This window comes from Nereida sp. (assembly GCF_965655635.1).
In the GTDB taxonomy this organism is placed as follows: domain Bacteria; phylum Pseudomonadota; class Alphaproteobacteria; order Rhodobacterales; family Rhodobacteraceae; genus Nereida.
Genome location: NZ_CBFHHE010000008.1, coordinates 75,704 through 90,243, shown reverse-complemented (window position 1 = coordinate 90,243; position 14,540 = coordinate 75,704). Strand labels below are relative to the sequence as shown.

The 14,540-nt window shown below is 54.2% G+C and carries 16 protein-coding genes and 1 pseudogene; 8 read left to right on the top strand and 9 right to left on the bottom strand.

What is annotated here, in order from left to right; translation table 11 throughout:
- The 3 genes from ACTF5M_RS04515 to ACTF5M_RS04505 form a co-directional block, all read left to right on the top strand.
- Positions 1-301 (top strand): peptidogalycan biosysnthesis protein (locus ACTF5M_RS04515; protein ID WP_438959883.1); only part of this gene is annotated, 301 nt, incomplete at its 5' end.
- Entirely contained in the window at positions 298-585 is a 288-nt protein-coding gene (locus ACTF5M_RS04510) for a 4a-hydroxytetrahydrobiopterin dehydratase (RefSeq protein WP_438959882.1), read from the top strand. The genes ACTF5M_RS04515 and ACTF5M_RS04510, both read left to right, overlap by 4 nt.
- Position 586: 1 nt before the next feature.
- Positions 587-1,441: a mechanosensitive ion channel family protein gene (locus ACTF5M_RS04505; RefSeq protein WP_438959881.1), complete on the top strand. Its 855-nt coding sequence runs from the start codon at positions 587-589 to the stop codon at positions 1,439-1,441.
- On the opposite strand, the gene ACTF5M_RS04500 is transcribed toward ACTF5M_RS04505, so the two are convergent.
- Positions 1,438-1,929 carry a peroxiredoxin gene (locus ACTF5M_RS04500; protein ID WP_438959880.1) on the bottom strand — a complete coding sequence of 164 codons (492 nt, stop codon included), beginning with the start codon at positions 1,927-1,929 and terminating at the stop codon, positions 1,438-1,440. The genes ACTF5M_RS04505 and ACTF5M_RS04500 overlap by 4 nt on opposite strands.
- Before the next feature lie 82 nt (positions 1,930-2,011).
- Between ACTF5M_RS04500 and ACTF5M_RS04495 the strand changes: the two genes are divergently transcribed.
- Positions 2,012-3,217, top strand: coding sequence for an NAD(P)/FAD-dependent oxidoreductase (locus ACTF5M_RS04495; RefSeq protein ID WP_438959879.1), 1,206 nt, complete (start codon positions 2,012-2,014; stop codon positions 3,215-3,217).
- Positions 3,214-3,753: a 16S rRNA (guanine(966)-N(2))-methyltransferase RsmD gene (rsmD, locus tag ACTF5M_RS04490; protein WP_438959878.1), complete on the top strand. Its 540-nt coding sequence runs from the start codon at positions 3,214-3,216 to the stop codon at positions 3,751-3,753. The genes ACTF5M_RS04495 and rsmD overlap by 4 nt, the downstream gene beginning before the upstream one ends.
- On the opposite strand, the gene map is transcribed toward rsmD, so the two are convergent.
- Positions 3,750-4,562, bottom strand: coding sequence for a type I methionyl aminopeptidase (map, locus tag ACTF5M_RS04485; RefSeq protein WP_438959877.1), 813 nt, complete (start codon positions 4,560-4,562; stop codon positions 3,750-3,752). The two genes, rsmD and map, sit on opposite strands and share 4 nt — an antisense overlap.
- Before the next feature lie 32 nt (positions 4,563-4,594).
- Positions 4,595-5,305 (bottom strand): DNA/RNA nuclease SfsA, encoded by a 711-nt coding sequence (sfsA, locus tag ACTF5M_RS04480; protein ID WP_438959876.1) that lies wholly within the window; start codon positions 5,303-5,305, stop codon positions 4,595-4,597.
- 49 nt (positions 5,306-5,354) lie between these two features.
- Between sfsA and ACTF5M_RS04475 the strand changes: the two genes are divergently transcribed.
- Genes ACTF5M_RS04475 through ACTF5M_RS04465 form a run of 3 tightly spaced genes read left to right on the top strand, consistent with a single transcriptional unit; the run spans position 5,355 to position 7,695 of the window.
- Positions 5,355-6,077, top strand: a complete 723-nt coding sequence (locus tag ACTF5M_RS04475) for a competence/damage-inducible protein A (RefSeq protein WP_438959875.1) — start codon at positions 5,355-5,357, stop codon at positions 6,075-6,077.
- A complete protein-coding gene (locus ACTF5M_RS04470) occupies positions 6,074-6,766 on the top strand; it encodes a GNAT family N-acetyltransferase (protein WP_438959874.1) in 693 nt (230 codons plus the stop codon). Before ACTF5M_RS04475 ends, ACTF5M_RS04470 begins: the two co-directional genes overlap by 4 nt.
- A complete protein-coding gene (locus ACTF5M_RS04465; protein WP_438959873.1) occupies positions 6,763-7,695 on the top strand; it encodes an OmpA family protein in 933 nt (310 codons plus the stop codon). The genes ACTF5M_RS04470 and ACTF5M_RS04465 overlap by 4 nt, the downstream gene beginning before the upstream one ends.
- Before the next feature lie 21 nt (positions 7,696-7,716).
- Here the strand turns inward: ACTF5M_RS04465 and ACTF5M_RS04460 are convergent.
- The 6 genes and pseudogenes from ACTF5M_RS04460 to ilvD all read right to left on the bottom strand — a co-directional run bounded on the left by ACTF5M_RS04460 (position 7,717) and on the right by ilvD (position 14,486).
- A pseudogene (locus ACTF5M_RS04460) lies at positions 7,717-8,623 on the bottom strand (LysR family transcriptional regulator).
- 129 nt (positions 8,624-8,752) lie between these two features.
- A complete protein-coding gene (locus ACTF5M_RS04455) occupies positions 8,753-10,780 on the bottom strand; it encodes an FAD-dependent oxidoreductase (RefSeq protein WP_438959872.1) in 2,028 nt (675 codons plus the stop codon).
- A 99-nt stretch (positions 10,781-10,879) separates the two neighbouring features.
- On the bottom strand, positions 10,880-11,248 hold the full coding sequence (locus tag ACTF5M_RS04450; protein WP_438959871.1) for a hypothetical protein: 369 nt from the start codon (positions 11,246-11,248) through the stop codon (positions 10,880-10,882).
- Positions 11,249-11,274: 26 nt separating this feature from the next.
- Complete coding sequence (locus ACTF5M_RS04445; RefSeq protein WP_438959870.1) at positions 11,275-12,045, bottom strand: DUF6478 family protein; 771 nt, start codon at positions 12,043-12,045, stop codon at positions 11,275-11,277.
- 115 nt (positions 12,046-12,160) lie between these two features.
- A complete protein-coding gene (locus ACTF5M_RS04440; protein ID WP_438959869.1) occupies positions 12,161-12,778 on the bottom strand; it encodes a hypothetical protein in 618 nt (205 codons plus the stop codon).
- Complete coding sequence (gene ilvD / locus ACTF5M_RS04435; RefSeq protein ID WP_438959868.1) at positions 12,759-14,486, bottom strand: dihydroxy-acid dehydratase; 1,728 nt, start codon at positions 14,484-14,486, stop codon at positions 12,759-12,761. Before ilvD ends, ACTF5M_RS04440 begins: the two co-directional genes overlap by 20 nt.
- Positions 14,487-14,540 lie beyond the last annotated feature (54 nt).

The window sequence follows — 14,540 nt, the reverse complement described above, 5'->3', positions numbered from 1 at the left end:
GTACTGGGGCTGTATTGAAGACCACCCCTGCCTGCATTTTGAAGTCTGCTATTATCAAGCGATCGACTACGCGATCAAACACGGCCTCAGCCGCGTTGAGGCAGGCGCGCAGGGATCACACAAACTGGCGCGCGGCTACATGCCTGTGACCACCAACAGCCTGCACTGGATCGCCGATGAAAGTTTCAGCACAGCAATCGCTGATTATCTTCAAGCCGAGCGGGCCGCAGTCGATGATGAAATTGAAATCATGACCGCCTACGGGCCGTTCAAGAAATCCCAGCACGAGGAGCAAGAATGAGCACCCCAATTTCACGCGAAGATTTGCAAATCTTACAAGAAGCAGGATGGACACATGATCAGACGCGCGATGCGATAAGCAAATCGTTCCAATTCACGAACTTCGTTGAGGCCTTTGCTTTCATGACGAAAACCGCTATCTGGGCCGAGAAGTTGAACCATCACCCTGAATGGTCAAATGTGTACAAGACCGTTGATGTTAATTTAACGACCCACGACATAAACGGGCTGTCCCACCTAGACGTCAAACTGGCGCAGAAAATGGACGCGCTCGCGAAAGGCTAGAATGGAATACCTGACGAAGATTTTGCAGACCGAAATCTATAACGGCAATTCAGTCGCCGATTACCTTACGCTTGATTTCCTTGTCTCGGTCCTTGGCACAACCGTATCGGCGGTTGTCATCCTTGTGCTTGGCTTCATGATTTCAGGTGCGGCGCAAAAGCGGATCAAACGCCTATCTGAAATCCACGCACGCCTTGATGCGACCCTGTTCGATTTCCTGAGTAACATTGCACGCTATGTTATTCTGGGCTTCACACTGCTGTTCTTGCTCAACACTGTGGGCATTCAAACCACGTCGATTGTTGCGGTTGTTGGTGCAGCCGGTCTGGCGATTGGTCTGGCGCTTCAAGGTACGCTGTCCAATGTGGCCGCTGGCGTGATGATCATCTTTTTCCGACCCGTCAAACTTGGCGATTTCGTAGCGGTTAACAACGTCATGGGTACGATCAAGGCGATCAACCTCAACTTCATTGAGCTGGCTGACCTGAGTAATGTCAAAGTCATCATCCCGAACGCAGAAGTGTGGGGGAACACCATCCACAACTACTCGGCCAACAACACACGGCGGGCAGAGTGGACGTTTAGCGTGGGCTACGGGGCAAATCTGGCGGACGCACAGCGGATCATCACTGACACGATTATGGCCGATCCGCGTTCATTCCGCGATCCAGAGCCGTTTATCCAAGTAAACAATCTTGGGGACAGCAGCGTCGACTTTTTGGTCCGCGTCTGGTGCTCGGCTGATGAATACTTTGCCTACCAAGCGGATATGAAACGCGCTGTCAAAGAAGCACTTGATGCGGGCAAGATCGATATTCCGTTCCCGACCCGCACCATCGTCAACGTCAGCGATTAAGCCATCGAATCAAGCAAGCCTTCGCCCGCAGAAATTTCACATTCACCGGGCGAGGCTTCAGCGTTCAGGATGACAACTTTACCGTCCTCCACCAACATCGCGTACCGCTTTGAGCGCGCCAAAAGGCCTACGGGCGGGGCATCAAAATCCATTCCCAATGCCTTGGTGAAAGTTGATTCCGCATCAGACAGCATTGTAAGGCCTGCATCGGCGGCACCCGTTGTCTCGCCCCATGCCTTCATCACGAATGGGTCGTTTACAGACACACAAATGATTTCATCAACGCCTTTTGCATCAAATTGCGCTTTTGTGCGGATAAAGCTGGGCACGTGCGCAGAGTGGCACGTAGACGTGTAGGCGCCAGGAACCGCAAAAAAGACAACTTTGCGACCAGCTGTCAGGGTGGCTGTTGTCACCTCTTCTGGGCCGTTTTCACCCAAACGAACAAACGTGGCTTCGGGAAGGGTATCGCCAACTGAAATGGTCAAGAATTATCTCGCTTCATTGATTGATATAACTGGCTTAACTATAGCCGCAAAGAATGGTTCGGCCAGCGGGGGCGCAAAAGAAATGGAACATATCGTTGTAATTGGCGCGGGACAGGCAGGCGCGTCACTGGTTGCCAAATTGCGGATGCTAAAATTTGAAGGTCAGATCACCTTGATCGGCGAAGAACCCGTGCCCCCATACCAAAGGCCTCCGCTTTCAAAGGCGTACCTGCTTGGCGATATGACCAAAGAGCGTCTCTATCTGCGGCCTACTGATTACTATGACGAGCAGAACATCACGTTGCGTCTAAATGCACGAGTTGAGCGGATTGATACCGCTAGCCGCGAAGTTCATGTGGCAGATGAGGTGATTGCCTACGACCAATTGGTCTTTGCGACAGGTTCAACGCCACGCAAACTTCCCGCGCAAATCGGCGGGGCACTTGATGGGGTATTCACAGTGCGTGATCTGGCGGACGTGGACGCAATAGCCGGTCCCATCAACAAAGGCGGTCATGTGTTGATCGTTGGTGGGGGCTACATTGGGCTTGAGGCCGCTGCTGTTGCCGCGAAAAAAGGGCTCAAGATTACGCTAGTCGAAATGAACGAACGTATTTTGCAGCGTGTCGCCTGTGCCGAAACCTCTACCTATTTCCGTGCGCTGCACAAAGAAAACGGTGTAGACTTGCGCGAAGGTGTGGGCCTGGATCATCTGATTGGTGAGGGGCACGTGAGCGGCGCTAAGCTGACGGATGGCAGCACTTTGGATGTAGATTTTGTCATCGTTGGCGTCGGTATTGCACCTGCTGATAATCTAGCAAAAGACGCAGGCCTCAAAATTGAGAACGGCATTTGGACGGACACATTTGGCCAGACTTCTGTGCCTAACATCTGGGCCGCGGGTGATTGCGCAAGCTTTTCATGGCGAGACGCGCAGATACGCCTTGAAAGCGTGCAGAATGCCATTGATCAGGCAGAATTGGTTGCTGAAAACATTCTGGGCGCACAGAAAGCCTATGACCCAAAGCCGTGGTTTTGGTCCGATCAATACGACATCAAACTACAGATTGCAGGCCTGAATACCGGCTTTGACCAAATCGCAGTGCGCAATACGGACGGCGGCCTCAGCCACTGGTACTATGCGGGAGAAACGCTCTTGGCCGTTGACGCGATGAATGACCCACGGGCTTTTATGGTCGCCAAAAGACTGATTGAGGCCGGTAAATCACCAGCCGCTGATGTCGTAAGTAATCCTGAAACAGAATTGAAAGACCTGCTGCGCGCATGAGGATTATCGGCGGCAAGAACCGTGGCATTCGCTTGGCTGAAGTTGGCAAAGGGGACGCCGCCAACCACCTTAGGCCAACCACCGACCGCGTTCGCGAGACGTTGTTCAACATCTTGAACAACCACATCGATTTTGAAAACCACATCGTGCTAGATCTGTTCGCCGGCACTGGCGCGCTTGGTCTTGAGGCGCTATCGCGCGGCGCGAAAGAGTGTCTGTTCGTGGATGACGGGCGCGCTGCCCAAAAGCTTTTGTCCCAGAATATTGAACGCTGTGAGGCGGCCGCCAAAGTTATCAGCCAAGATGCAACGCGCGTCGTTTTACCCGTGGGCTTCGAGGCGTCATTGGTCTTTTTGGACCCGCCCTACGGCAAAGATCTTGTAGGAAAAACTTTGCGCCACATCGCGGCACATATTGAAGAAGACGCGCTCATCGTATGTGAAGACAACTGCCCCATTGCGCCGCCTGATGGGTTCAAGCTTCGCGACCAACGCCAATTCGGCGGAACGTGGATTACGCTCTTGGACGCGCCTTAGCTGTAGGTTGGGTGGAAGAGCGACTTCGGGCTTTGCGTGAAGATATCCGCACCATCTGCCGTGATCCCGATCGAGTGTTCAAACTGCGCTGACAAAGATTTATCCCGCGTCACGGCGGTCCAATCATCAGCAAGCACTTTGGTCTCAAGCCGGCCTAAGTTCACCATCGGCTCAATAGTGAAAAACATCCCCTCTTCAAGCACAGCGCCGCGTCCCTCACGGCCATAGTGCAGCACATTGGGCGGGGCATGAAACACGCGTCCCAGGCCGTGTCCACAAAAGTCACGAACCACCGACATACGCTGCGCCTCTACGTAACTTTGGATCGCGTAGCCAATATCCCCAAAGGTGTTACCGGGCTTTGCTGCCTCAATCCCCAACATCAACGCATCATGGGTTACTTGGATCAAGCGTTCGGCCTTGCGGGGCAGTTTGCCTGCCACATACATCCGGCTCGTATCACCATACCAACCATCTACAATGACCGTCACATCGATGTTCAGGATATCACCGTCTTTCAGCTTTTTATCACCGGGGATGCCGTGGCAAACCACATGGTTCACGCTGATACAGCTAGCGTGTTGGTACCCGCGATACCCGATGGTCGCTGAAATTGCGCCCGCGTCCTCAACCATCTGCGTAATGATCCGGTCAATCTCGCCCGTGGTTTGACCCACAAAAACGTGATCCACCATTGCGTCCAAAATCTCGGCCGCCAGCTTACCGGCCACATACATGCCCGCGTGATCATCGGGGTGGTAAATGTGGATGCCGTCTTTGGTCACACGCGTATGCTTTGGATCGTTCATCAACTGGGCCTTTTCATCAATTCGAAGGGGTTCTAAGTCGCTTGCGGTGATTTGTCGATGGGCAGCGCTTTGCCAAGAGCAATGTCCGTAGGCGAGATACGCGTGTCAAAGCAAAACACCTCAACGCCCGCCTCCCGAGCGGCATCAAAAGCGCGGGCATATTTGGGATCAATATCACCCGCCAGCCCAAACTCATCACAATCCATCCGGCTTACCAAATACAACATAACCGCACGATGCCCGCTTTTCACCATCTGCTCTAGATCAGCCAGATGTTTGGCCCCGCGGGTGGTTACACTGTCTGGAAACACTGCACGGCGTCCGCGCTTCATGGTGACGCTTTTCACCTCAACATAAGTATCACCTGCGGACCCACGTAGAAGGAAATCAATGCGGCTGTTCTCACTGTATTTTTGCTCTGGCAACACAGCATCATAAGGCAGCAATTCGTCGATCAACCGCGCCTCAAGCGCCTTCTGAATAATACGGTTAGGCAGCGACGTGTCGATGTTCACGCACTGCCCTTCAACTTCCACAAGCCGCCAGCCATATTTCAGCTTTTTCTTGGTTTCATCATTAGGCTCAAGCCAACAGATCGCCCCCTCATCCTTCAGGCCAGTCATGGCCCCGGGATTGGGACAGTGGGCACGAACGACCTCACCATTTTCGAGCCGCATGTCCGATAAAAAGCGGTTATACCGCCGGATAAGCGTTGCGGGGATCAGTTGGGTTTGAAAGCGCATGATGGCTGGCCTATAGAATTACAAAACACATGATAAGGAACCACGCGACATGAGCAATCCAACAGCAGCTATGCTAGTGATCGGCGATGAAATTTTGTCAGGTCGCACGCGTGATGCCAACATGCACCACCTTGCCGGACAACTGACAGAAGCTGGCATTGATCTACGCGAAGTGCGCGTTGTAAGCGATGATGCACCCGCAATTATTAGCGCCGTAAAGGCGCTTTCGGCAGCCTATGATACTGTCTTCACCAGTGGCGGTATCGGCCCAACCCACGACGATATCACAGCCGATTGCATCGCAGCCGCGTTCGATGACCATATTGATGTGCGCGATGATGCCCGCGCTTTGCTGGCCGCTCATTATGCAAAAACAGGCTCCGAGTTAAACGAAGCGCGCCTCCGCATGGCCCGTATTCCAGACAGCGCGACTTTGATTGATAACCCAGTTTCTGTCGCTCCGGGCTTCACGATCCAGAATGTCCACGTCATGGCAGGTGTCCCATCCGTATTCCAAGCAATGGTTGCGACCGTCTTGCCCACGTTAACAGGTGGCGCGCCGCTTATGTCGCGCACACTGCGCATTGATCGCGGGGAAGGTGACATTGCTGGACCGCTAGGCGCGCTTGCAGCCGATTTCTCTGACCTGTCCATTGGCTCATATCCGTTCCAGAAAGACGGAAAATTCGGTGCAAATATTGTGATGCGCGGCACGGATGAGGCACGATTGGAAACTGCACTAAGCCAACTAGAAGTACTTTTTGCCGAATGAATTCCGATGCGCTTTATGCTGCCATTGATGTGACTTGGCCCTCTGAAACAGTCACGCCCGACGGGCCATGGGTGCACCGTAAAGCGGTGGGTGCCGGAAGCCGGTTGAACGCGACTACCTTAAAGTTAACCAGTGGGAGCGTGCCGGATGACATACCTGATCGCCCGTTGTTTATGGTGCGCGGGGACCAAAGCGCGCTGAACACAGCCCTTGAGAACCGCGGCTATGCAGTAAAGGATCCTGTCACGGCCTACGTGATCAACGTTGAAAAAATCGCCCAAGCATCAGGTCCAACGCGGGTTTTTACCGGATGGCCGGAATTGGCCGTGATGGCGGAAGTTTGGGCAACTGGCGGCATTGGACCAGAACGTATTGCGTCAATGGAACGAGTTAAAACAACCAAGGCGGGATTTCTGTGCCGCGCCAATGACCGCGCAGCCGGTGTCGCATTTGCAGCAATAGACCGGGAGTTGGCCATGCTGCACGCCCTTGAAGTGCTGGCCCACGCACGCCGTACCAACGTTGCCACAGATATTTTAAAGCACGCCGCATATTGGGCCGCCGAAAACGGAGCACGCCACTTGGCTGTATTGGTGACAACCGCAAATGCCGGCGCAAACGCTCTTTACCAAAACTTGGGCTTTGAAAAAGGCGTTGGGTACCACTACCGCATCCGAGGCGCCGTATGATTTACCGAGTTTTTCTTGTCCTATTTCTGTTGCCTACACTTGCCAGCGCAGCAACACTGTCTGTCCCCTCGAATGCTGTTCAGACCGCACAAAACACAGCGGCAGATAGCGAACTCAGGCTGGTTGATGCACCCATAAATGGCGCCAGTGACCCAAGTGGGCCAGTTATTGAGGGAACAGTAACCACGCGTGCTTGGCGCATCGATGCCTCAGGGCTGACACCTAAACAAATGACAACGCCATTGGTTCAGCAACTGGCAGAGCAAGGGTTCAGTACCATATTTGAATGCAGCGCAGCCCAATGTGGGGGCTTTGATTTTCGCTTCGCACTTGATGTAATCTCCGCGCCCGCGATGTTCGTTGACTTAGGTAGCTACCGTTTTGTGAGCCTTCGCAACGGTGATATGGGCGTGACAATACTCGCAAGTGCAGCCCAATCGACGGCGTTCATCCAAATTGCACAAGTCAGCGAAGATGAGTTGATCGAAACTGAGGCCACAGCAAACACAGTCACGGGAGATCCCGCCACTGCCAGCTTGGGCAAAACCACTGCACCCCTTGCGCAGCGATTGAAAATTCATGGGTTTGCTGAACTACACGGGCTATCATTTATGACAGGCTCTGCCAAGTTGACGGACCCGCGCGCGCCCGTGCTTGGGGCCTTGGCCGACTATCTACGCGCGCACCCTAATCAGCAAATTGCGCTTGTTGGGCACACAGACAGCCAAGGCGCGTTGAACGGCAACATTGCGCTATCCAAAAAGCGCGCAGAAGCTGTGTTGGAGACGTTGGTGTCCGATTTTAACGTACCACGGGCACAAATGGACGCGCAGGGCATGGGATATCTTAGTCCGATCGCCTCAAACCTGACAGCGCAAGGTCGTGAAGCAAACAGGCGTGTGGAAGTTATCGTGACATCAACCCAGTAGCGCCTCAGAAAACGGTGCTACTTACCACTGGTTTGGGCCTTGTTCAGCAAACGCATGGGCCAGAAAATCAATGAAAGTGCGTACTTTTGGTTGGGTAAACCGACCCGGTGGATAAACTGCATAGATACCCTGCGTCTCGCCCGGAAGGTCGGGAATTGCTTCTTCAACCAAACCAGCGGCTTCTGCCTCAGCGTACAAAAAGCTAGGCAAATATGCGATGCCAAGCCCACTAATCGCGGCGTTCAAAAGCGATTGTCCATCATTGACCGTAAGCCATCCTGCCGTACCAACTTGGCGCTTTTCACACGAAGGTGCTGTCAGCTTCCATACATTGCCCGAGGCTTGGTTGGAATAATGCAGCAACTTATGGTCGTTCAAATCATCAATCTTGGCGGGCCGACCGTGCTTGGCCAGATATTGCGGTGACGCGATCATCCGCTTTGACGTTTCGGTCAGCTTGCGCGCGCGTAATGTGCTGTCTTCAAGCTCTCCGATCCGAACGGCCATATCAAAACCCTCAGATATCAATTCAACGTAGCGATTGTTCAGAACCATATTGACAGTGATATCGGGAAACTCGGACAGGAAATCCCCAAGGACCGGCGACAAGTGGTTCACCCCAAAATCTGTCGCAACACTGATGCGCAACAAGCCAGAAGGGGCCGACTGCATTGACGTCACCATCGAGTCTGCCTCGCCAGCATCATTCAACACACGGCGCGCACGATCATAATAGGCCAGCCCGATTTCCGTAGGGCTGACGCGACGTGTCGTTCTGCTGAGCAAACGCGCACCAAGGCGCGCCTCCAGCAGATGAGACATGCTTTGAGACCGCAGACTTTGAAATACCCATTTTCTTGGCGGCATCTGTAAAACCGCCCTGATCCACAACCGTGGCAAAGGCTTCCATTTCAGTAAGACGATCCATACGATCAACCTCAACAATCATTTCGTTGAGGTCGGGTATGGGGTCGAAATCAGGCCGAATTGGGACAGCAACCCGACAATAGCGCGGTAATTACAACACCGTTTCAAGGCGGGAAACAGTGGCGTATTCTTACAGAGTCATAGCCAATCGGGTGCCTTGATCGATGGCGCGTTTGGCGTCCAACTCTGCGGCGACGTCCGCGCCGCCAATCACGTGACACTGTTTGCCCATGGCCGTCAGTTGATCTGCCAAGCTTCGTTTTGGCAACTGACCGGCGCACAACACAATCGTATCAACGGCCAAAACCTCGGGCTTAGTGCGATCAGGACCGTAACTTATGTGCAAGCCTTCGGACGTGATCTGCTCATAGTTCACACCCGCAATCATCTTCACGCCCTTCATCTTGAGCGCCGCGCGGTGGATCCAACCAGTTGTTTTGCCAAGCCGTTTGCCAACTTTTTCTGCTTTGCGTTGCAACAGGGTGATTTCACGCGCACTCGCTTTTGGCGCCGGACCTGTCGGGGCAAGCCCGCCGCGGGTCTGCGATGGATCACCAACCCCCCACTCTGCTTTCCACGCTTCCAGATCGACCGTCGACGACGTACCGTCATGGGAAAGCGTTTCAGCCACATCAAACCCGATACCGCCCGCGCCGATGATTGCGACCCTATCGCCAACTACCGCCCCGCCGCGCAGCACATCAATGTAGCTCACGACGTTTGGCGCGTCTTGTCCGGCGATCTGCGGATCACGGGGCGTCACGCCTGTCGCAACAATTACATGGTCAAAATCTGACAGCGCAGATGCATCCACCTGCGCACCAAGGCGCACATGCACGCCGGTGTGGGCAAGCATGGCACGGTACCAATCCACAAGCCCCCAGAACTCTTCCTTGCCCGGCACTTGCTTAGCCATGTTAAGCTGCCCACCGACCTCGCTTTGTGCATCAAAAAGCGTCACCTCATGACCACGCTGAGCCGCAGTAATCGCAGCAGACATCCCCGCCGGTCCTGCCCCAACAACGGCGACACGTTCAGCAACCTCTGCCGGCTTCATCGGTAGCTCGGTTTCATAACAGGCGCGTGGATTCAACAGACAGCTGCTCAACTTCCCGCCAAACGTGTGATCAAGGCACGCCTGATTACAACCAATGCAAGGCGCGATCTGCTCAGACTTTCCTTCCATCGCTTTGCGAACAAATTGGCTGTCAGCCAAAAACGGACGGGCCATGCTGACCATATTGGCGGCGCCCCTTTCAAGGATACTTTCAGCAACATTGGGCGTATTAATCCGGTTCGACGTAATGACAGGAATTTGCACACTGCCCATGAGCTTTTCAGTGACCCAGCTGAAAGCCGCGCGCGGAACAGACGTGGCAATGGTAGGGATACGTGTTTCGTGCCAGCCGATGCCTGTGTTCAAGATGGTGGCACCTGCCGCTTCAACAGCTTTGGCCAGCATCACAACCTCATCCCACGTTGAGCCGTTAGGGATGAGATCAATCATCGACAACCGGTAGATCAGAATGAAATCAGGTCCAACAGCCTCACGCGTGCGGCGCACCACCTCAACGGGCAAGCGCATGCGGTTTTCATAACTGCCGCCCCATTCATCTGTGCGGCGATTTGTGTGTGTGACCAAGAACTGGTTCAGAAAATACCCCTCCGACCCCATGATCTCAACGCCGTCATACCCCGCTTGCCGTGCGCGCGTTGCAGCCGTCACGATATCACTGATCTGTTTTTCGATACCCTCCGCATCCAGCTCTTTGGGCGCAAAAGGCGAAATAGGCGACTTTACCGCAGACGGGCCAACGCATTCCGGCGAATAAGCATAACGACCCGCATGCAGAATTTGCATCGCAATTTTACCGCCCCCATCATGAACGCGGTCTGTGACGATCTTGTGATTGGCGATGTCATCATCATTGAAAAGACCCGCTGCACCGGGAAACACACCGCCTTCGCGGTTGGGTGCCATACCGCCAGTCACCATCAAACCAACTTCGCCACGCGCGCGCTCTGCGTAAAACTCCGCAACGCGGTTCCAATCTTTGGTTTCTTCAAGGCCAGTATGCATCGACCCCATCAGCACGCGATTTTTCAGCGTGGTAAAACCCAGATCAAGCGGAGCCAACAAATGCGGATAGGTGCTCATAGTACGGATGCCTCTCTTTACGTGCATGTCAACCATACATTCGCGGCCCCGCCTGTCACCCCCGACGTGGCGTTAGGGGCAATGTGCCACCCTGCGGTGCTACTGCGTTTCCACACAGTGGCGGCGAAACGCCTGCTTCAACAAATCTAACTCCGCACGCAGCAAATCCATTTCCGCGCGAATATCCTCAGCTAAGGCATCACCTGCCATGACAGTTATCCGCCCTAGAATATTGCCAGCAGCACCATCGGTGATCAGTGCCGTATGCACGCCATCAGACATCATTTGATGGGGTAATGAAATGCGCAGCGCATATTCACCCGCTGTTTGCGTGGGCTGCAACTGCACGTCCTTAATTGGACGCTGCAGATACGTTATCTCAACTACCGGCTCTGCATCATCGGCCCACAAAAGCCCTTCCCACACAGCGCCTTGCAAATGGGTCTTGGTAAGTTTCATTTTCGACATATCAAAATACTCCGTCCCTCACCCCATCAAAACTCAGCGCGCGGTTGGCGGCTAAACGTCAAGTCGCGCATAACAATTTCGTTCATTTGGGGATCTTCAAAAATGAGATCGACCCACATTCTTTCCACCCTCTTTTCATTCATCTTGGTATATGCCAGATCAAATTCGACGAATATGTCAGAGCCGTTCAGGGGCAACTCGCGTACAATCTGATCCGTGTTTGGCCCATGCTTGATGTTGAGGCGCGCGAATATCTCAAGCGGTTTCTCCATCTCAAATTGGGCATCCATCCGAATGATATGCCGCCGCCTTAGGCCAACAACACTGGCTTTCGGTAGATCAACCACCATGGACAAAAAGCTGCCGTCAAAGTGAAATACATCAAGGCGCAACCCGTAGGGCGACAAATCCGTTGCACGCTGGTTTCGCAACTGCCGAACGGCCAGCTCTGACGTGACGCAGTCATGGAAAATCGTCGCCTCATTGCCAAAACGGGTTTTGTTTTGCACCGCTGCAATGCCGCTACGCGGCTGCGGGCCGCGCCATATTTCTGGGCGCCATGACCAATCACTATCGGGGGGGACTTGCATGGCCTGCGCGCCAGTCAACGGAAGCGCCAACCGGCCATCCGCCACAAACGCGAACTGATCCAAATGGCGTTTCAACTCACGCGCAGTTTGCCGTTGCGCGCGCAGAGCAGACAGCGGGGCATCTGCCGCAGATACAGCAGCCTCGCGCCATTTGCACAAGATACGGCGGTTTAATGCTGCATTCCAAAGTGAGGCCGATAGTTTCACTAGTTATTCCCAAAATAAACTGATTACTGGTTACCCGAAAACCGTAAACGAAATCCCACCAAGCGCGAAGCCCGCAACGCGAATTTTTTTTGCTGCCTAGAACTGCTGTGGCACCTTACGGGTTGGCCTCTTTCATGCGCTTTACGAAACGCTGTAAGACGCGCAATCCATCAGCTTCGGACAATTTATTTTTGCCATATCCCCCAACAGTAACGACCACCGATTGCCCGCCCACAACGCTCAAGGCGCGCCAATGCTCGGTGTAGCCGCGGCCAAACGGGGTGGTGCTTATGTCTTTGATGCGCACGTAAAGCGCCTCAGACTGGGGCAAAATACCCAACACATCCACACTACGCGGATTACCCGACCGGCTTATCGCCGTACGCCCGTCGGTTGAGCGCAACGCAGCCTCAATGGCACTGGGGCGACCCAAACCATAATGCGGGGCTTTCTCGCCCACTGACGTTGTGAACACGGCGATATAGCTGGGCCAATCGTCAACCTCGTTACTCAATGCCTTACATGGCAACACTACACTAAACCGGTCTTTACTGCTTGAGGTATCAGCGCAGTAGTCCGCAGGGAGTACAATCTTGAGGGGGCCAACGCGTTCTGTCTTTGATCCGGCTAGGGACAACCCAGAGAAACTTGGCAACGCCCCCTCCAGCGAGGCGCAGGCTGCCAGTGAAATCACCAGCAGCCCAACGATGGCTTTAGAGATCCATGTATACATGACGCTCCGCTTTGGCCCCTGGGTGCGTGACCGCCCCAAGCCGTGTTGAGCCAACAAGCTGTGCGTACTTATAAAGAGCGCCACTGGCGTACAAAGTTTCTTTTGGACCTGCCCATTCCGTGAGACGTGCGACCAGCTCATCATCCGTCAAATCGACAGACAATTCACCGTTGATGGCGTTGATCGTAATCATATCGCCATCTTTCAGCATGCCAATCGGGCCACCGTGTGCCGCCTCTGGACCAACGTGACCCACGCAGAAACCGCGTGTCGCGCCTGAGAAACGGCCGTCAGTGATAAGAGCAACTTTCTTGCCCATACCCTGACCAGAAAGCGCCGCAGTCGTGGACAGCATTTCGCGCATCCCCGGACCACCAGCAGGGCCTTCGTTGCGGATGACTAGCACTTCGCCCTCTTCGTAGGCGCGCTGCTTTACGGCTTCAAATGCGTCTTCTTCGCATTCAAACACGCGCGCAGGGCCGGTGAACGACTGCTCGTCCTCACCCATGCCCGCAACTTTCACGATAGCACCTTCTGGCGCGAGGTTGCCCTTAAGGCCCACAACACCACCGGTTTTGGTGATCGGTGTGTCAATCGGGTAGATCACGCGACCGTCTGCTTCCAGCGACACCTTGTCCAACTCTTCGCCAATCGAGTAGCCAGTAACCGTCATGCAGTCTTCGTGCATCAGACCTGCTTTGCGCAGCTCCTTCATGACAACTGGTACACCACCAGCCTCGTAAAGGTCTTTCGCAACATACTGACCGCCAGGCTTAAGATCGACGAAGTAAGGCGTATCACGGAAGATTTCGCACACGTCATCAAGGTCGAAATCAATACCTGCTTCGTGGGCAATCGCTGGCAAGTGCAGGCCAGCATTGGTTGAACCACCGGTACAGGCCACAACGCGCGCTGCGTTTTGCAAGCTTTCCAGCGTCACGATATCACGCGCACGGATATTCTTTTCGATCAAACGCATCACCGCTTCACCAGAAGCAACGCCGTATTGGTCACGGCTCTCGTAGGGCGCAGGCGCACCAGCCGAGTTTGGCAGCGCAAGGCCAATCGCCTCGGACACACACGCCATGGTGTTTGCTGTGAACTGGCCGCCACACGCACCCGCAGACGGACACGCAACGCGCTCAAGCGTGCGCAGCGCTTCGTCACTCATGTTGCCAGCTTGGTGCTGACCCACAGCTTCGAACACGTCCTGAACTGTAACGTCTTTACCTTCAAGACGACCCGGAAGGATCGAACCACCGTAAATAAAGACAGACGGCGTGTTCAAACGCACCATCGCCATCATCATACCGGGCAAGGACTTGTCACAGCCCGCAAGACCAACAATCGCGTCATAGCAGTGGCCGCGCATCGTTAATTCAACCGTGTCCGCAATTGCCTCGCGTGACGCCAGAGAAGAACGCATGCCCTCGTGACCCATCGCAATACCGTCTGTGACAGTAATGGTTGTGAACTCGCGCGGTGTACCCATGGCGGACTTTACGCCCTGCTTCACGGCCTGCGCCTGACGATTCAATGAGATGTTGCACGGCGCTGCTTCGTTCCAGCAGGTCGCAACACCAACCAGCGGTTGTGCGATTTCTTCCTCTGTCAGACCCATCGCATAATAATACGACCGGTGCGGCGCGCGCGATGGCCCCTCTGTCACATAGCGGCTTGGCAGCTTGGATTTGTCGACCTTCGTCATTGCTCAACTCCCTAAATTCATTGGAAAACTGGATAAGGCAGGGCTAAGTGATCC